The sequence below is a fragment of the Streptomyces sp. NPDC002888 genome (assembly GCF_042888465.1).
GTDB lineage: Bacteria > Actinomycetota > Actinomycetes > Streptomycetales > Streptomycetaceae > Streptomyces.
The window spans coordinates 126,593-143,842 of record NZ_JBIAPU010000019.1 but is presented as its reverse complement, the minus strand read 5'-3'; the positions used below and the strand labels follow the sequence as shown (position 1 = coordinate 143,842).

At 71.5% G+C, this 17,250-nt stretch carries 16 protein-coding genes and 1 pseudogene; 14 read left to right on the top strand and 3 right to left on the bottom strand.

From position 1 onward, the window contains the following. Positions 1–21 precede the first annotated feature (21 nt). The 5 genes and pseudogenes from ACFYWX_RS29175 to ACFYWX_RS29155 form a co-directional block, all read left to right on the top strand. A pseudogene (locus ACFYWX_RS29175) lies at positions 22–786 on the top strand (SDR family oxidoreductase); the annotation flags it as partial. A gap of 27 nt (positions 787–813) precedes the next feature. Then, on the top strand, positions 814–1,134 hold the full coding sequence (locus tag ACFYWX_RS29170; RefSeq protein WP_389427093.1) for a VOC family protein: 321 nt from the start codon (positions 814–816) through the stop codon (positions 1,132–1,134). 79 nt (positions 1,135–1,213) lie between these two features. Beyond that, entirely contained in the window at positions 1,214–2,383 is a 1,170-nt protein-coding gene (locus tag ACFYWX_RS29165) for a nucleotide disphospho-sugar-binding domain-containing protein (RefSeq protein ID WP_389427092.1), read from the top strand. Next, on the top strand, positions 2,380–2,796 hold the full coding sequence (locus ACFYWX_RS29160; RefSeq protein ID WP_389427091.1) for a cobalamin B12-binding domain-containing protein: 417 nt from the start codon (positions 2,380–2,382) through the stop codon (positions 2,794–2,796). Before ACFYWX_RS29165 ends, ACFYWX_RS29160 begins: the two co-directional genes overlap by 4 nt. Positions 2,797–2,965: 169 nt before the next feature. After that, a complete protein-coding gene (locus tag ACFYWX_RS29155) occupies positions 2,966–4,150 on the top strand; it encodes a nucleotide disphospho-sugar-binding domain-containing protein (RefSeq protein ID WP_389427090.1) in 1,185 nt (394 codons plus the stop codon). 55 nt (positions 4,151–4,205) lie between these two features. On the opposite strand, the gene ACFYWX_RS29150 is transcribed toward ACFYWX_RS29155, so the two are convergent. After that, positions 4,206–4,784, bottom strand: a complete 579-nt coding sequence (locus ACFYWX_RS29150; RefSeq protein ID WP_389427089.1) for a TetR/AcrR family transcriptional regulator — start codon at positions 4,782–4,784, stop codon at positions 4,206–4,208. A 218-nt stretch (positions 4,785–5,002) separates the two neighbouring features. On the opposite strand from ACFYWX_RS29150, the gene ACFYWX_RS29145 reads away from it, so the two are divergent. From ACFYWX_RS29145 to ACFYWX_RS29105, 9 genes are all read left to right on the top strand, one after another. After that, positions 5,003–6,559, top strand: coding sequence for an MDR family MFS transporter (locus tag ACFYWX_RS29145; protein ID WP_389427088.1), 1,557 nt, complete (start codon positions 5,003–5,005; stop codon positions 6,557–6,559). Between the two features lie 126 nt (positions 6,560–6,685). Next, positions 6,686–7,270: a dTDP-4-dehydrorhamnose 3,5-epimerase family protein gene (locus ACFYWX_RS29140; protein WP_389427087.1), complete on the top strand. Its 585-nt coding sequence runs from the start codon at positions 6,686–6,688 to the stop codon at positions 7,268–7,270. A 127-nt stretch (positions 7,271–7,397) separates the two neighbouring features. Next, positions 7,398–8,594 (top strand): nucleotide disphospho-sugar-binding domain-containing protein, encoded by a 1,197-nt coding sequence (locus tag ACFYWX_RS29135; protein ID WP_389427086.1) that lies wholly within the window; start codon positions 7,398–7,400, stop codon positions 8,592–8,594. A gap of 69 nt (positions 8,595–8,663) precedes the next feature. Then, positions 8,664–9,737, top strand: coding sequence for a sugar phosphate nucleotidyltransferase (locus tag ACFYWX_RS29130; protein ID WP_389427085.1), 1,074 nt, complete (start codon positions 8,664–8,666; stop codon positions 9,735–9,737). Further along, a complete protein-coding gene (locus ACFYWX_RS29125) occupies positions 9,734–10,696 on the top strand; it encodes an NAD-dependent epimerase/dehydratase family protein (RefSeq protein WP_389427084.1) in 963 nt (320 codons plus the stop codon). Before ACFYWX_RS29130 ends, ACFYWX_RS29125 begins: the two co-directional genes overlap by 4 nt. A 31-nt stretch (positions 10,697–10,727) precedes the next feature. Further along, entirely contained in the window at positions 10,728–11,981 is a 1,254-nt protein-coding gene (locus ACFYWX_RS29120; protein ID WP_389427083.1) for an activator-dependent family glycosyltransferase, read from the top strand. 43 nt (positions 11,982–12,024) lie between these two features. Next, positions 12,025–12,606 carry an NADPH-dependent FMN reductase gene (locus ACFYWX_RS29115; protein ID WP_389427082.1) on the top strand — a complete coding sequence of 194 codons (582 nt, stop codon included), beginning with the start codon at positions 12,025–12,027 and terminating at the stop codon, positions 12,604–12,606. A gap of 28 nt (positions 12,607–12,634) precedes the next feature. Next, positions 12,635–13,786: an acyl-CoA dehydrogenase family protein gene (locus ACFYWX_RS29110; RefSeq protein WP_389427081.1), complete on the top strand. Its 1,152-nt coding sequence runs from the start codon at positions 12,635–12,637 to the stop codon at positions 13,784–13,786. A 24-nt stretch (positions 13,787–13,810) separates the two neighbouring features. Continuing rightward, positions 13,811–14,554 (top strand): 4'-phosphopantetheinyl transferase, encoded by a 744-nt coding sequence (locus tag ACFYWX_RS29105; RefSeq protein WP_389427080.1) that lies wholly within the window; start codon positions 13,811–13,813, stop codon positions 14,552–14,554. On the opposite strand, the gene katG is transcribed toward ACFYWX_RS29105, so the two are convergent. After that, on the bottom strand, positions 14,517–16,739 hold the full coding sequence (katG, locus tag ACFYWX_RS29100; protein ID WP_389427079.1) for a catalase/peroxidase HPI: 2,223 nt from the start codon (positions 16,737–16,739) through the stop codon (positions 14,517–14,519). The genes ACFYWX_RS29105 and katG overlap by 38 nt on opposite strands. 33 nt (positions 16,740–16,772) lie before the next feature. After that, entirely contained in the window at positions 16,773–17,210 is a 438-nt protein-coding gene (locus ACFYWX_RS29095; protein WP_389427078.1) for a Fur family transcriptional regulator, read from the bottom strand. Between the last annotated feature and the right edge of the window lie 40 nt (positions 17,211–17,250).

Sequence of the window (17,250 nt, the reverse complement as noted above, 5' to 3'; positions counted from 1 at the left end):
TGATCACCGACAGGAGAGACAAGCATGGGCAACCTCACCGGAAAGACGGCATTGGTCACGGGATCGAGCCGCGGAATCGGGCGGGCGATCGCCGAACGGATCGGACGGGAGGGCGCCCTCGTCGCGGTGCACTACTCGACCGGGTCCGACGCCGCCTCGGAGGTCGTCGAGGCCATCGAGAAGGACGGCGGCCGCGCCTTCGCCGTCCAGGCCGAACTCGGTGTTCCCGGCGATGTCGACGTTCTTTTCGAAGGCCTGGAATCCGGCCTCAAGGAGCGCACCGGAACGACCGACCTCGATGTTCTCGTGAACAACGCCGGAGTCATGGCGATGGGGGCGCCCGAAGAGGTCACTCCCGAGATGTTCGACCGCATGATCGCGGTCAACGCCAAGGCGCCCTTCTTCATCGTGCAGCGCGCACTGCCCGTCATTCCCGACGGCGGCCGCATCATCAACATCACCTCGGGGCTCACCCGGGTCGCGAGCCCCGATCAGGTCACGTACGGAATGACCAAGGGCGCCCTGGAGCAGATCGCGCTGCATTTCTCCCGGCATCTGGGAGCGCGCCGGATCACCGTCAACAGCGTGGCGCCCGGCAGCACCGACAACGGCAGCGCGCTGTTCCAGATCCCCGAGGTGCGCGAGACGTTGTCGCAGCTGAGCACCTTCGGCGAGGTCGCCGAACCGGCGGCCGTCGCGGACGTGGTGGCCTTCCTGGCGTCCGAGGACGCCCGCTGGATCACCGGAGCGTTCATCGACGCCAGCGGCGGCACGCTTCTCGGCTGAGTACCCAGGGAGAGGGAAGGCACGCTCATGTTCGGGTCGCTGTCGGCAGTTCTGATCAAGTGCGAGGACTTCGAGGCCATGAAGGCCTTTTACCGAGATCGTCTGAAAATGGCGACGGTGAAGGAGGGAGAGGGGTGGATCGTCCTGGACACCGGCGCGGGCGGCGAACTCGTCCTGGGCGGTGACACCGGCGGCGACACCATGGCGATCGCCTTCACCGGGGCGGAACTCGAACCCGCCAGGGAAGAGTTGCGGGATGCCGGTCCGACGGAGATCGAACGGCATTCCGACATGCGGCGGTTCTTCGTGAAGGACCCGGACGGAAACTCGGTCCTGATCATCGACTGACCGGTACGCGCGGCAGTTACAGGCAGCAGTTACACGTAGTAGTCACCTGCAGCAGTTCACAATGCGGCTGGGAGTATCCGTGAAAATTCTCTTCGTCGCGAGCGGGAGCCCCGCGACGGTATTCGCCCTGGCTCCACTCGCCACGGCGGCGCGCAATGCCGGACACGCCGTGTTCATGGGTGCCGTCGAGGACATGGTTCCTTATATCGCGTCGGCAGGAATTCCGGCGCTGTCGACAGCACCGTCCTCGATCCGGCGGTTCAGCACCATGGACCGGGCGGGCAATCCGGTCAGGATGCCCGAGACGCCGGCGGAGGAACTGGACTTCGCCGGCCGCTGGTTCGGGCGGATGGCCGCCGGCAGCATGGCCGCGCTGCGCGAGCTCGCGCAGAACTGGCGCCCGGACCTGGTGGTCGGCGGCTCGATGTCCTTCGCGGCCGCGCTGATCGCCACCGAACTCGGCGTCCCGTACGTACGACAGGCCTGGGACACCGGCGACGCATGGCGCACGGATCCGGCGGCGAGCGAGGAACTCCGTCCGGAGTTGGAGGAGTTGGGGCTCGACCGGCTGCCCGACCCGGACCTGTTCATCGACATCTGCCCGCCGAGCCTGCGGCCCGCCGACGCACCGCCGGCCCAGATGATGCGCTGGATCCCGGCGAACGGGCAGCGGCAGCTGGAGCCGTGGATGTACACCAAGGGTGATCGCCCGCGGGTGCTCGTCACCTCGGGCAGCCGGCTGGTGTTCGCGAAGAAGACGGGGTTCCTGCGGGGCCTCGTCGCCGACATGGCCGCCCTGAACGCGGAGATGGTCGTCGCGACCCTGGACGAGGTCGCGGCCGAGCTGAGCGCCGAGCTGCCGGATGTGCGGGCCGGCTGGGTGCCGCTCGACGTCGTGGTGCCGACCTGTGACGTCGTCGTCCATCACGCGGGCGGCGTCACCGCGCTGACGGCGATGAACGCCGGTGTGCCGCAGCTGATCGTGCCGCAGGGCGGCAACTTCGTCGAGGCGGGGCAGCGCATCTCCGACTTCGGAGCGGCCGTCACCGTGGACGAGAACACCCCGGCGGCCGTGGAGAAGGCCTGCCGGGAGCTGATCGAGGACCCCTCGTACGCCGAGCGGGCGCGTGCGCTCTCCGCGGAGATCGCCGCCCTGCCGCTGCCCGCCGAGGTGGTGGGCGTCCTGGAGCGCCTGGTGGCGTCCAAAAGCAAGAACAAGACCGAGGCAGAACGGGAGAGCACGTCATGAGTGAGTCGAATCCGATCCGTGTGGTGATGGCCAAGCCGGAGGCGGGAGGCAAGGGTTCGGCCGCTCCGCCGACCCTGGTCGACGCCTTCCGCAAGGCGGGCATCGAGGTCGTCCAGGCGGGCGAGGACCAGAGCCCGGCGGGCCTGGTCGCCACCGTCGTCGGTGAGGGTGCCGAGGTCATCTGCATCTCCAGCCTCCTCGGCGAGCACGACGCGCTGTTCGGCGGCGTGCTCGACCTCCTGGCCGAGCGGGGTGCCGGGCACGTCACCGTGATCGGCGGGGGCATCATTCCCACCGCCGACATCACGGCGCTCAAGGAGCGGGGCGTCGTGGAGATCTTCTCCTCGGGCACCCCGCCGTGGGCCGTGGCCGAGTGGATACGCGACCACGTCCGCCAGTCCTCCGGCGTCTGACACCCACCCCACGGGCCGCACCATCCCCGGCCCTGCCCGCCGGGCAGGGCCTCGCCCCGCCCGGCAGGGCCGGGTCGGCGCGGCCTTGTCCGGCGGGCGCGGCTCTGCCCTGCCCTCCCTTTCCCACCCCACGATTCACCTCGGCAGGATCGGCAGGAGACGAACCGCGATGCGCGTCCTTATGATCAACACCCCCGTTTCGACCCATCTCACCCCGCTGGTCCCGCTCGCCTGGGCGCTGCGGGCGGCCGGGCACGACGTGCTGGTCGTCGGCCGCGAAGACGTGCTCGGCGCGGCCGCCTCGGGGGGCCTGAACGCCGTGGGCATCGGTGACCGGCTCAGGCTGGACGACATGCTGATCGAGCGGCTCGGCGGGAAGCGGCCGCTGCAGTCGTGGGGCAGGCCCGCCCTGGACCAGCTCTCCAACATCGGCTCCCTGTGGATGCCGCAGACCCTGGACGTCCTGCCCGATTACCTCGACCTGGCCCGTGACTTCGGCCCCGACCTGATCCTCTCCGACCCGATCGAGTACATCTCGCTGGTCGTGGGGGAGAAGCTCGGCGTTCCCGTGGTGCAGCAGCGCTGGGGGGTCGACCCCATCTCGGACCAGGCACGCACGACGGGGCGGACCTGGTTCGCGGACGTCCTCGCGGAACTCGGCCTGACCGACCTGCCCCGCCCGGCCGTCCTGCTCGACCCCTGCCCGCCCAGCCTGCAACTGGCCGGTACGACACCGGGCACCCCGATGCGCTACGTCCCCTTCAACGGCAACGGCCGGCTGCCCGAGTGGCTCCGCCGCGACTCCAGGGAGCGCGGCACGGCCCGGCGGGTGGCCGTCTCGCTGGGCGGGCGCACCCTCGCGTACCACGGCGTTCCCCTGATGCGGAACATCCTGGGCGCGCTCGGCGGCCTGCCGGACACCGAGGTGCTCGCGACGGTGGAGGAGGAGTACCGGGGGGCGCTCGGCGAGGTCCCCGGCAACGTACGCCTCATCGATCCCGTTCCGCTGAACCTGCTCCTCGGTTCCTGCCGGGCCGTCGTCCACCACGGCGGCTCGGGCACCGCCATGACCGCGAGCGCCTTCGGCCTGCCGCAGCTCGTCCTGCCGCAGCTGGCGGACCAGTTCTGGCACGGTGACGCGCTCGCCCGGGTGGGCGCGGGCATCACCATCGAGGACGCCGCGCGACAGGACGAGCCGGAGCCGGTGCGCGAGGCCGTGGCCGCGCTGCTCGGCGAGCCGGGCTACACCAAGGCGGCGGGGGAGTTGCGCGAGGAGATGGCCGCGATGCCCGCGCCGCTCCAGGTCGTGGCCGACCTGGAGGAGCTGGCCGGCGCGGGCCGCGCCGGACGCTGAGGCCCGTCGGCGGCGCGGCGGCCCGCCGGGTTCGCGGGCCGGAGCCGCAGCGGGGTCAGAGGCCCTCCTCGAGCGCCGAGTCCAGGGTCTCCAGGGCGGATTCGAGCAGCGCCTTGCGCTTCTCCTCGGGGTCGCCGGCGAGGGACGGCAGCGAGAAGGCGCCGAAGTGCACGCTCACCAGGGCGTCGGAGATGCGGACCTGGGTGCGTACCGAGGCGCCGTGCTCGTACATCAGCTCCCCTACGGCGGCCACCCGGTCGTTGAGGGTCTGGCCGATGCCGAGCGCGCGGAGCGCCGCCTGGTTCTCCTGCATGATGCGGAAGAGGGGCGCCGCGCCCATCAGCGCTTCGCTGTAGCGGCGCAGCAGTTCGCGCTTGGTCTCCAGGGTGCTCGGCTGGGTCCGTCCCCAGGCGATCAACTCGTCGATCGGTCCGCCGAGGCCCTGGGAAATCGCCACGAGGATCTCTTCCTTGGCCTTGAAGTGGTAGTAGAGGGCCGCCTTGGTGATGCCGAGTCCTTCTGCGATCTCGCGCATCGAGGTCTTCTCGTAGCCCTGCTCGACGAAGAGGTCCAGGGCGACGGCCTGGATCGTCTCGCGGGTGTTGACCCTGCGTACGCGCGGTGTGCCGCCCATGACGTTCTCCCGTGTGTGTGCCGCTCCGGCCGCTGATGCCGCCCTGAGCGCGATTCTACTTGACGGCCGGTAAGTAACTGCTCTAACTTCTCCATTGTATTCACTTACCGGGCGGTTGGTAAGTAGGGCGCTGGGCCGCCCCCTACCGCACCGCTGGATCACATCGCCGGGCCATGTCGCCGGGCCACGTCACCCGACACCGACCAAGGGAGCAGACCATGTCGCACGACCCGACCGCGGGCGGGGCGGCCGTTCAGGCGCCGCCGAACCGCCGTTTGTACGCCGTGATGACCGCGGCCGTGGTGGCGATGCTGCTCGCGGCGCTGGACAGCCTGGTCCTGGGCACCGCCATGCCGACCATCGTCGGTGAGCTGGGCGGCCTCGAACACCTCTCCTGGGTGGCCTCCGCGTACATGCTCGCGACCGCCGCCTCCACGCCGATCTGGGGCAAGCTCGGCGACATGTACGGCCGCAAGGGCGTCTTCCTCGCCTCGATCGGCATCTTCCTGGCCGGCTCCATGGTCTCCGGCCTCGCCCAGTCCATGGGGCAGCTCATCGGCTTCCGGGTGCTGCAGGGCCTCGGCTCGGGCGGCCTGATGGTCGGCGCGCTGTCCCTCATCGGGGAGCTGGTCACGCCCCGCGAGCGCGGCAAGTTCCAGGCCATGGCCTCGGCCGTCATGGGCCTCGCGATGGTCGGCGGCCCGCTGGTCGGCGGCTTCCTCACCGACCACTTCGGCTGGCGTTACTGCTTCTACCTCAACGTGCCGCTGGGTCTGGCCGCCTTCGCGACGATCGCGGTGTCGCTGCAGATGCCGAAGAAGCGCTCCCAGGCCCCCATCGACTACCTGGGCGCCCTCCTGCTCGCCGCGGTGATCACCTCACTGGTGCTGGTCTCCACCTGGGCCGGTACGCAGTACGACTGGACGTCGCCGCTGATCATCGGGCTGCTCGTGGTGGCCGTGGCCGGGACCTTCGCCCTGCCGGCCGTGGAGCGCCGAGCGGTCGCACCGGTGCTGCCGCTGGCCGTCTTCCGCAGCGCCAACTTCACCTGGGCCAACGTCGTCGCCTTCCTCTTCGGCTTCGTGATGGTCGCCGCGCTGACCTTCCTGCCGATCTACCAGCAGACCGTGCAGGGCGCCTCGGCCTCCAGCGCGGGCGTGCTGATGCTGCCGCTGCTGCTCCCGATGGTCGGCGTCAACATGTTCGTCGGCCAACTCATCTCCAAGCAGGGCAACTTCAAGCTGTACGCGATCGTCGGCGGCGCGCTCCTCGTCCTCGGCATCTTCCTGCTCTCCCTGATGGACACCGGCACCGGACGCCTGGAGACCAGCGTCTACATGATGGTGTTCGGCGCCGGCCTCGGCCTGCTGATGCAGGTGACCCTGTCCGTCGCGATGGAGAGCGTCGAGATGAAGGACCTGGGCGTGGCGTCCTCCACGGTCACGCTCACCCGGACGATCGGCGGCGCCTTCGGCGTCTCCCTAGCCGGGATCATCTTCAACGACCAGGTGACCGACGGCATGGGCGACAAGAGCGGTGCCATGGCCGGTGACATCACCAAGCTGAGCGCCGAGAGCCTGGTGAAGCTGCCGGAGCCGGTGCGTGAGGCCTATGAGCGGGCCGTCGCCGACGGCACGCACTGGGCCTTCCTGGCCACCACGGCCGTCGCCGCCGCGGCCTTCCTCGGCGGCTGGTTCATCAAGGCCCGGCCCAAGCCCGCCGCCGTCACGCCGCCCGCGGCCGTCCCGGCGGACCAGGTGGGCACCGCGGGCTGAGCGGGCCCGCCGACAGCGTCCACGACGACGTACACGGCAAGCGGCGTACACGGCAAACGGCGTACACGACAAACGACGTACACGACAACGTCCGAGAAGAGCGAGAAGAGACGGGGGAGCAGCGCCGTGCAGGCAGCCGAGGCGAAGGTGCCGGGAGTCCATGTCTTCACACCGCGCCAGATCAAGGACCAGCGCGGCGCGTTCTTCGAGTCGCTGCGCACGGACGAGATCGAGCGCGTCGTGGGGCACCCCTTCGAGGTCCGCCAGATCAACTACTCGGTGTCGCGCCGCAACACCCTGCGGGGGATCCACAGCGTCACCATCCCGCCGGGGCAGGCCAAGTACGTCTCCTGCGTCCGCGGCGCGTTCCGCGACTTCGTCGTCGACCTGCGGGTGGGTTCGCCGACCTTCGGGCAGTACGACAGCAACGTCCTCGACGCCGAGTCGGGCCGCGCCGTCTACATCCCGGAGGGCGTGGGGCACGGCTTCCTCACGCTCACCGACGACGCCTGCATCTGCTACGTGCTGTCGAGCACGTACGTCCCGGGAACCCAGATCGACATCGACCCGCTCGACCCCGAACTCGCCCTGCCCTGGGGCTTCACCGAGCCGCCGCTGATCTCGGACAAGGACAGGGCGGCGCCCTCACTGGCCGCCACTCTGGAAGCCGGGCTCCTCGCGGCATGGCCGGAGCGGGCGCACGGCGGCTGACCCCCGACCGCCGCGAGACCCGTTCCCCGACGCGCCCTGCCCGCGCCGACCCCGACACCGGGGCGGCGCGGGCGGGGCGCGTCGCTTTCTCCCCGTACCACCGTCGTCACACGACTGAAGGAAAAAGATGCGTGTTCTCTTCGTCGTCACGCCTGTCGCGGGCCATCTCTCGCCTCTGACACCGCTGGCCCGGGCGCTGCATGACGCGGGGCACGACGTGCTGGTGGCCGGTCAGCCCGATGTGCTGCCCACGGCCCGCGCGGCGGGGCTGCACGCCGCGAGCGTCGGCGAGCCCTTCCGTATGGACGAGATGCTGCTCGGCCGGCTTCCCGCCGGGCAACGGCTGCTCCAGTCCTGGGGACGCTTCTCCGACCTGGCGCAGGCCGCGGACTTCGCCCGCTCCTGGGCGGACCACAACAAGCTCGTGCTGCCCGGCTACCTGGACCTCGCCCGCGCGTTCGGACCGGACCTGCTGGTCGGCGACGTCCTGGAATTCAGCTCGCTGATCCTCGGCGGCGTCCTCGGCATCCCCGTCGTGCAGCACCGCTGGGGCGTCGATCCGCTGTCGGGCCCCACCCGGATCCAGGCCCGCGAGTCGCACCGGGACCTGTGCGCGGCCATGGGCCTCAGCGGGCTGCCGGACCCGGTGACCGTGCTCGACCCGTGCCCCCCGTCCCTCCAACTCCCCGAGGCCGAGGCGGGAACACCGATCCGGCACGTCCACGCGCACGGCAACGGCACCCTGCCGGACTGGCTGCGGACCGACTGGGCGGCCGCCGCCGACCCCGGGGCCGACCGCCCGCGGCGGGTCATCGTCTCCCTGGGGCGCAGCACCCTGGCGCTCAACGGCGTCCCGCTCTTCAGGGGCATCCTGCGGGCGTTCGAGGACCTGCCCGGCGCCGAGGCGGTCGCGACGGTCGGCCAGGAGCACCGGGCGGAACTGGGTCCCCTGCCCGCCAACGTCCGGCTCGTAGACCCCACACCGCTGCACATGCTGCTGCGCACCGCCGACGCCGTCGTCCACCACGGGGGAGCGGGCACCACGATGAGCGCCACCTACGCGGGACTGCCCCAGCTCGCCCTGCCGCAGCTGGCCGACATGTTCGCATGCGCCACCCAGCTCGTGCGCGCCGGAGCCGGTCTCGCCCTGGAGACCGCCCCCGAGCAGGACGACCCCGCACGGATCGCCGGGGCCCTGACCGAACTCCTCGCCGAGCCGCGGTACGCGAAGGCCGCCGAAGGGCTCGGCCGGGAGATGGCCGAGATGCCCGCCCCGTCCCAGATCGTCGGCGACCTGGAGCGCCTGGTCCGACGCGAGCGCTGAACGTTCCTCCCGCACCTACGGCACACCGCACCTACCACTCCTACCGTTCTTACGAGAAGAGGCACTTCGATGAAGGCTCTGGTGTGGCCGGGCGGACCGGGCACGCGCCTGCGGCCCCTCACCCACTCCCTGCCCCAACAGCTGGTCCCGATCGCGGGCAGGCCCGTACTGGAACACGTCCTGGCCGGCATACGTGACCTGGGCGTACGCGAGGTCTGCGTCGTCGTCGGGGACGGGGACGGGGACGGAGCTGGACAGATCCAGCGGGCGCTCGGCGACGGATCCCGGCTCGGCCTCGACCTCACCTGCCTCCCGCAGGACGCGCCGCGCGGACTCGGCCACGCCCTGTCCGTCGCGCGGGGCTTCCTCGCGGACGACGACTTCGTGGCGTACCGCGGCGACACCCTCCTTCCCGGAGGCGTCGCGGGCCAGGCCGCCGCGTTCGCCGCGCGGCGTTGCGCCGCCCGGCTCGTCGTACGGCGGACTGCGCGACCGGACGCCTCCCCGGCCTTCGAACTCGGCGCCGACGGCCGGGTGGTGAGCGTGTCGGACGGCTCGGGCGGCGACATCGCCCCGACCGGCGTCCACTTCTTCACGCCCGCCGTCCACGAGGCGGTCGCCGCCCTCACAACCGACGGCGACGGCGGCCCGACGCTCACCACCCTCCTGCGGTGGCTCCTCGCGCACGGGAGCGACGTCCGGGCCGACGAGTACGCCGGGTACTGGCGGCGGATCGTGAGCGTCGAGGACGTGCTCCACGCACACCGCGCCCTGCTCGACGGCCTGTCCACCGCGGTCGACGGAGACGTGGACGACCTCAGCCGCATCACCGGCCAGGTCGTCGTCGAGCCCGGCGTCCGGGTCGTGCGGTCCTGGATCGAGGGTCCCGCGATCATTGCCGCGGGCTCGGTGGTGGAGGAGTCCCACATCGGCCCGCACGCCACGATCGGCCGGGACTGCGTGGTGCGCGGCACCCACGTCGACGACTCCGTCGTCCTCGACGGCGCCACGATCCAGCCCGTCGGCCGCCTGAACGGTTCGCTGATCGGCCGGTCGGCCCACGTCGCCGCGACCGCCCGTCACGAGAGCCCGGGGCACCGCCTCGTCGTCGGCGACGACACCCGGGTCGAGGTGGCGGCGTGACCGCGGCAGGCGACCAGCAGCGTGTGATGGTGCTCGGCGGCACCGGATTCCTCGGCAGGCACCTGCGGGCCGCGTTCCGGTCGGCGGGCGCCCACGTCGTCAGCGTCTCCAGGGCACTGCCCGACGACGCGGCCGGCGACGGTTCGCCGGACGAACGCTTCGTCGCGCTCGACCTGACGGCCGCGAGTCCCCGCGAGCTCCGCGACCTCTGCGCCGACACCGACCCGGACGTGGTGGTCAACGCCGCCGGGGCCGTATGGAAGGTGACGGAGGAGCAGATGCGGCGCGCCAACGCCGAGTTGGTGGCATCGGTGGTCGCCGCGCTGAGCGGGCTGCCCCGCGGGCCCCGGCTGATCCAACTGGGCAGTGTGCACGAGTACGGCCCCGGCACCCGGCGCGGCGGCCTCCATGAGGAGGGGCCCGAGGCCCCGGTCACCGCCTACGGACGAGGGAAGCTGGCGGCGTCCCGGAGTGTCCTGGCCGCAGCCTCGCTCGACGGCGTCGTCCTGCGCATGGCCAACATCATCGGCCCCGGCATGCCGACCGGCAGCCTTCTCGGCGACGTCGCGGCCCACCTGGAGCGGTACGCAACGGACCCCGGGGCCACCGACGCCGAGCTGGCCTTCCCGCCGCTGCGGGCGGAGCGCGACTTCGTCGACGTACGCGACGTCGTCGACGCCGTGCTCGCCGTCGCCCACGCGCCCCGCGCCGCTGTCTCGGGCCGCGTCATCAACATCGGCAGCGGCCGTGCGGTGCGCGCGGGCGAGGTGGTCGAGCGGCTGATCGCGCTGAGCGGGCTGCCGGTCCGGCTCGTCGAACGGGCGGCGGACGGCGCCACCGGCACCGCCGTGGACCGCCAGAAGCTGGACATCTCCCGGGCCCGGCGGCTTCTCGGCTGGGAGCCGCGCCGGGACCTGGACACGTCGCTCTCGGGCCTTGTGGCCCTGTCTCCCGCATGACCCCGAGCCGAGACCCCCAACGGAGAACCTGATGCGTGTTCTTTTCGCAGTCTTTCCCGCCGTCGCCCATGTCCACCCGATCGTTCCGCTCGCCTGGGCCCTGCAGAACGCGGGCCACGACGTCCGGGTCGCCATCCACCCCGACGCCGTGGACCTCGTGACCGACGCGGGCCTCGCCGCCGTGCTGCTCGGCGCCCGCCACAAGCTCGCCGGAGTCATCGAGTTCAACTCCAACCTCGACCGGCTCGACTCGCTCGACGACAGCCTGTCGCTGGACACCGAGCACGACGGCTCCCGCTGGGAGACCCAGTGGGAGATGATGCGCAACGTCCTGTCGGTCTACACCCCCGTTCTGCCCGACCTCGTCGAGTTCGTCCGCGACTGGGAACCCGACCTGGTCGTCTGGGACCCGTTCTGCGTCCCGGCCGCCGTCGCGGCGCGGGTCGGCGGGGCCGCCCAGGCCCGCTTCCTGTGGGGGCGGGACAACATCGGCTGGCTGCGCGCCAGGTCCCTGGAGCGGCTGGCGGCGCGCGGCGCGGGACCGTCCGAGGACCCGCTGTCGTCCCTGATGGACGGCATGCTGGCGCCCTACGGCCTGGAGTACGAGGAGGAGTTCCTCACCGGCCAGTGGACCATCGACCCCATGCCGCCGGGCATGCGGCTGCCGCTCGACCTCCCCTGCACGTCGGTGCGGCGCGTGCCCTACAACGGCACGGCGGCGCTGCCCGCCTGGGTCCACCAGCGCCCCGACCGCCCCCGCGTCGTTCTGACGCTCGGTGTCGGCGGGCGCGGACGTCAGCTCTTCAAGCAGAGCGGGGTCTCTTTCCCCGAGGTGGTCGAGGCGGTGGCCGGGCTCGACGTGGAGCTGGTCGCCACGGTCGGTGCCGCCGAGCGGGAGGCCGTCGGCACGGTGCCGGACAACGTCCGGCTGATCGACTACGTCCCGCTCAACCACTTGCTGTCCACCTGCTCGGCGATCGTCCACCACGGCGGCGGAGGCACGTTCGCGGCCGCCGTGGCGCATCGAGTTCCGCAGCTGGTGACGCCGATGCCGTTCTGGGGCGAGGCCGCCACCGCCCGGTACGTCGCCGACAACGGTGCCGGACTGGCCCTCGACAGCCACGAGTTCACCCCGGACGCCCTGCGCAAGGGGCTCACCCGGCTCCTCGAGGACCCGTCGTTCCGGGAGGGCGCCGACGCGCTGCACCAGGAGATGCGGGAGGCCCCCGCGCCCAGCGACCTGGTGCCGGTCCTCGAGGAACTGACCGCCCGTCACCGCCGCTGATCCTCCGGGGGACCGGAGGACCGTAAGGAAAGGAAGGACTGCCGTGTCAGCAAAGTCCCCTCGCCTCGCACTCCTTGTGGGGTGCACCCGCTCGGTCGGGTTCGGCACCACCGTGGCGGACTGGTTTCTCGGCCTGGCCGAGGAGTACGGCTACCCGGACGTCGACGTGATCGACCTGACCGCGGTCGCACTCCCGGTCGCGACGGGCCTCCCCGCCGACGCGCGGCCGGCGGCCGTGGCGGACCTGGCCCGCCGGATCGACGCCGCGGACGCCTTCGTGGTGGTGACGCCCGAGTACAACCACAGCTTTCCCGCGCCGTTGAAGAACGCCATCGACTGGTACCGGCAGGAGTGGTACGCCAAGCCGGTCTCCTTCGTCTCCTACGGCGGCATCTCGGGCGGTCTGCGCGCGGTGGAGCAACTGCGTCTCGTCTTCGCCGAGTTGCACGCGGTCACGATCCGCGACTCCGTCAGCTTCCACCGTGCCTGGGAGCAGTTCGACGAGGACGGCCGGCCGAAGGATCCGGTCGGCTGCGACGGCGCGGCCAAGACCATGCTCGACCAGCTCGGCTGGTGGGCGCAGGCGCTTGCCGAGGCCCGTGCCAAGCGGCCCTACACCTCATGAGTGACACGGGACAGTGGAGGAATCAGTGATGACACGACAGGCTCCCGGCGCCCTGCGGAGCGCGGCCGAAGAGGTCGCCGTGCTGGCGGGCGAGCACGCGGCCCGTGCGGAGGAGACGCGCCGCCTCGACCCGGACGTGGTGAAGGCCGTGCTCGCCGCCGGATTCGCCCGGCACTTCGTACCCGTGGCGTACGGCGGCACCGCGGGCACCTTCAGCGAGCTGGGCCAGGCTCTGGTCACGGTGGGCACGAGCTGTGCCGCGACGTCCTGGAGCGCCTCGATAGCCGCGGGCCTCGGCCGGATGGCGGGCTTCCTGCCCGAGCAGGGGTGCGCCGAGGTCTGGCAGGACGGACCCGACGCCCTGGTGGTCGGCTCGCTCGCGCCGCTGGGCAGGGCGAAGGCGGTGCCGGGGGGCTGGCGCCTGTCCGGGACGTGGCCCTCCATCAGCGTGGTCGACTTCTCCGACTGGGCGCTGGTGCGGGCCGTGGTGCCCCATGACGGGGGCCAGGCCCTGCGGGCCTTCGTGGTTCCACGGAGCACCTACACGGTGCACGACACGTGGTCCAACGTCGGCATGCGCGCCACCGGCAGCAACACGCTCGTCGTCGACGACGTCTTCGTCCCCGAAGCGCGGACCTTCGACGGCGAGGACCTCTTCCAGGGGCGGGCGCACCACGCGACCGCGGCGTGCCATGCCGTCCCGCTGGGGGCCGTCAACGGCCTGTTCTTCGCCGCTCCGGCACTGGGGGCGGCGCGCGGTGCCCTGGCCCTTTGGTCGGAGTACGCCACCGCGAAGTTCCGCAACGCTCCCAGGGAAGCGGGCGGTCCGGGCCTCACCCGCGGCTTCTACGCGACCACCCTGGCGCGGGCGGCCGGGGAGATCGACGCGGCGCAGCTGCTGCTCGACCGGGCCGCCGACGTCGCCGACCGGGGCGCGCTGGTGATGCCGCTGGAGGCGGCCCGCAACACCCGAGACTGCTCGCTGGCCGTCGAGACGACGGTGACCGCGGTGAACCGGATCTTCGCCGCCGCGGGCACCAGTGGGCATTCCGTGACCAGTCCGCTCCAGCGGTGCTGGCGCGACGTCAACGCGGCGGCGACGCACATCGGGCTCCAGTTCGAGCCTGCCGCCCATGCCTACATGACCGCCTTCACGGACCAGGAGACCGGCACCGACTAGCGCCGCTCGGGTGGGGGAATCCTCGTGATCGAAAAGTTGCTGCCGGCTCCGGTGGCCGTCGCCGAGGCGTTCGACGACACCCGTCCCGCGCCGCTCCTCGGCGCGGAGGCCGAGCTCGTGAGCCGAGCGGTCGACTCGCGCAGACGCGAGTTCGCCACCGTCCGCCGGTGTGCGCGTGAGGCGTTGGCGGAGCTGGGTGTCGGCCCCCTCCCCGTGCTGACCGGTGAGCGCGGTGCACCCCGGTGGCCGGAAGGCATCGTGGGGAGCATGACGCACTGTGACGGGTACCGCGCCGCGGCCGTGGCCCGCACACCCGGCGTCCGTTCCGTCGGGATCGACGCCGAGCCCCATCTGCCCCTGCCCGAGGGGGTGTTCGACTCCATCGCCCTCCCGTCCGAGCGTCGTCGGGCCGGGGACATGCAGGGCATGGAGCCGGAAGTCCACTGGGACAGGCTGCTGTTCAGCATGAAGGAGTGCGTCTACAAGGCATGGTTCCCGCTCACCCGGCGACCGCTGGGCTTCGCGCAGGCCGACATCACCATCGAGTACGACGGGACGTTCTCCGCCCGCCTGCCGACCGCCGGCCCCGCGGTCCCCGCCACGTTCGCGGGCCGATGGCTCGTGGACCGGGGCCTGATCGCCACCGCCGTCCTGATCCCGGCGGTGGCGCGAGTACGACAACGTCCGGGCCCGCCCGTGTGGGCCGGCCCGGACGTCGGGGTCGGACTGATCAGACCAGGTCGAAGCGGTCCAGGTTCGAGACCTTGACCCACGCCGCGACGAAGTCGTTCACGAACTTCTCCTTCGCGTCGTCGCTCGCGTAGACCTCGGCGAGGGCGCGCAGCTCGGAGTTGGAGCCGAAGACGAGGTCGGCGCGGCTGCCCGCCCACTTGACCTCGCCGGTGGCGGCGTCGCGGCCCTCGAAGGTGTTCTGGTCCTGGGAGGTCGACTTCCACGTCGTGCCCAGGTCGAGCAGGTTGACGAAGTAGTCGTTGGTGAGGGAGCCGGGCGTCGTGGTGAGGACGCCGAGCTGCGACTGCTGGTAGTTGGCGCCCAGGACGCGCAGGCCGCCGACGAGGACGGTCAGCTCGGGGGCGCTCAGGTTCAGCAGGTTGGCCTTGTCGACCAGCAGGAACTCGGCCGGGAGGCGGTTGCCCTTGCCGACGTAGTTGCGGAAACCGTCGGCGGTCGGCTCGAGCGCGGCGAACGACTCGGCGTCCGTCTGCTCCTGCGTGGCGTCCACGCGGCCCGGGGTGAAGGAAACCTCCACCTCGAAGCCGGCCTCCTTCGCGGCCCGCTCGACGCCCGCGGCGCCGCCGAGGATGATCAGGTCGGCCAGGGAGACCTGCTTGCCGCCGGCGGAGTTGAACTCGTCCTGGATGCCTTCCAGGACGCGCAGCACCTGCGCCAGCTCGTCGGGCTCGTTGACCTCCCAGCCGCGCTGCGGCTCCAGGCGGATGCGGGCACCGTTGGCGCCGCCGCGCTTGTCGCTGCCGCGGAAGGAGGAGGCCGACGCCCACGCGGTGGACACCAGCTGGGAGACGGTCAGCTCCGAGTCGAGGACCTTGGCCTTGAGGGCCGCGATCTCGTCGGCGCCGATGACCGCGCCCGCGGCCTGCGGCAGCGGGTCCTGCCAGAGCAGGGTCTCCTCGGGGACCTCCGGGCCGAGGTACAGCGACTTCGGGCCCAGGTCACGGTGGGTCAGCTTGTACCAGGCGCGGGCGAAGGCGTCCGCGAACTCGGCCGGGTTCTCGTGGAAGCGGCGCGAGATCTCACCGTAGATCGGGTCGAAGCGCAGCGAGAGGTCGGTGGTGAGCATCGTGGGCAGACGCTTCTTCGACGGGTCGTGCGCGTCGGGGATGATCGCCTCGGCGTCCTTGGCCACCCACTGGTTGGCGCCGGCGGGGCTCTGGGTCAGCTCCCACTCGTAGCCGAAGAGGATGTCGAAGAAGTCGTTGCTCCACTGGGTGGGCTTGGTGGTCCAGGTGACCTCGAGACCGGAGGTGATGGCGTCGCCGCCCTTGCCGGTGCCGTAGGTGGACTTCCAGCCCAGGCCCTGCTGCTCGATGGAGGCGGCCTCGGGGTCGTCGCCGACCGCGTCGGCCGGGCCCGCGCCGTGGGTCTTGCCGAAGGTGTGGCCACCGGCGATGAGCGCGACGGTCTCCTCGTCGTTCATCGCCATGCGGCGGAACGTCTCGCGGATGTCGCGGGCCGCGGCCAGCGGGTCCGGGTTGCCGTTCGGGCCCTCCGGGTTGACGTAGATGAGGCCCATCTGGACGGCGCCGAGCGGGTTCTCCAGCTCACGGTCGCCGGTGTAGCGCTGGTCGTCGAGCCAGGTGGTCTCGGGACCCCAGTACACGTCCTCGTCGGCCTCCCAGACGTCGGCGCGGCCGCCGGCGAAGCCGAAGGTCTCAAAGCCCATCGTCTCCAGCGCGACGTTGCCCGTGAGGATCAGGAGGTCGGCCCAGGAGATGGACTGGCCGTACTTCTTCTTGACCGGCCACAGCAGGCGGCGGGCCTTGTCCAGGTTGCCGTTGTCCGGCCAGCTGTTCAGCGGCGCGAAGCGCTGCTGACCGCGGCCGCCACCGCCGCGGCCGTCGCTGATGCGGTAGGTGCCGGCGCTGTGCCAGGCCATACGGACCATCAGCGGGCCGTAGTTGCCGAAGTCTGCCGGCCACCAGTCCTGCGAGGTGGTCAGTACCTCGGCGATGTCCTGTTTCACGGCCGCGAGGTCGAGGGCCTGGAACGCCTCGGCGTAGTCGAACTCCTCACCGAGCGGGTTCGCGACGACAGGGTCCTTGGCAAGGATCTTCAGGTTGAGCCGCTCAGGCCACCACTGGCGGTTGCCACCGCCCTGGGTCGGGTGGGAGGCGCGCCCGTGCGCGACCGGGCAGCCGCCGCTCGTCTCCTCCGGCTTCGGGTCGGTGACGATCGCGTCGTGGTTCTCAGTCATGGAAATCCTTCCGAACTGGGTCGATCACGGTGCTCAGGAACTGCGGGCGGTGGAACAGGCGGGGCACAGGCCCCAGTAGATGACCTCGGCCTCGTCGATCGAGAAACCGCGGTCGTCCGAGGCGGTCAGGCAGGGCGCGTGGCCGACCGCGCAGTCGACGTCGGCGACGGAACCGCACGACCGGCACACGAGGTGGTGGTGGTTGTCCCCGACACGTCCCTCGAAGAGGGCCGGGCTGCCGGGGGGTTCTATGCGGCGCACTAGTCCCGCCGTGGTGAGCGCGTGCAGCGCCTCGTACACGGCTTGCAGGGAGATGTGGCCCACGCGATCGCGCACACCGGCGGCGACCGCCTCGACACCGAGGTGATCACCGGCCCGGACGGTCTCCAGCAGCGCGACCCGGGCCGCGGTCACCCGCAACCCGGCACCACGCAGCTCCTCGGCGGTGGTCGGAGGCTGGGGTGCAGTCATGACAATGGAACCTACCTCCTCAAACACGAATGATTCAAGA

Bases quoted from the DNA above. Each gene is read 5' to 3' on its own strand.
- ACFYWX_RS29130 (WP_389427085.1), top strand. From the start codon at position 8,664: ATGAAGGCTCTGGTGTGGCCGGGCGGACCGGGCACGCGCCTGCGGCCC.
- ACFYWX_RS29135 (WP_389427086.1), top strand. From the start codon at position 7,398: ATGCGTGTTCTCTTCGTCGTCACGCCTGTCGCGGGCCATCTCTCGCCT.
- ACFYWX_RS29110 (WP_389427081.1), top strand. From the start codon at position 12,635: ATGACACGACAGGCTCCCGGCGCCCTGCGGAGCGCGGCCGAAGAGGTC.
- ACFYWX_RS29160 (WP_389427091.1), top strand. From the start codon at position 2,380: ATGAGTGAGTCGAATCCGATCCGTGTGGTGATGGCCAAGCCGGAGGCG.
- ACFYWX_RS29170 (WP_389427093.1), top strand. From the start codon at position 814: ATGTTCGGGTCGCTGTCGGCAGTTCTGATCAAGTGCGAGGACTTCGAG.
- ACFYWX_RS29095 (WP_389427078.1), bottom strand. From the start codon at position 17,210: ATGACTGCACCCCAGCCTCCGACCACCGCCGAGGAGCTGCGTGGTGCC.
- ACFYWX_RS29145 (WP_389427088.1), top strand. From the start codon at position 5,003: ATGTCGCACGACCCGACCGCGGGCGGGGCGGCCGTTCAGGCGCCGCCG.
- ACFYWX_RS29120 (WP_389427083.1), top strand. From the start codon at position 10,728: ATGCGTGTTCTTTTCGCAGTCTTTCCCGCCGTCGCCCATGTCCACCCG.
- katG (WP_389427079.1), bottom strand. From the start codon at position 16,739: ATGACTGAGAACCACGACGCGATCGTCACCGACCCGAAGCCGGAGGAG.
- ACFYWX_RS29155 (WP_389427090.1), top strand. From the start codon at position 2,966: ATGCGCGTCCTTATGATCAACACCCCCGTTTCGACCCATCTCACCCCG.
- ACFYWX_RS29150 (WP_389427089.1), bottom strand. From the start codon at position 4,784: ATGGGCGGCACACCGCGCGTACGCAGGGTCAACACCCGCGAGACGATC.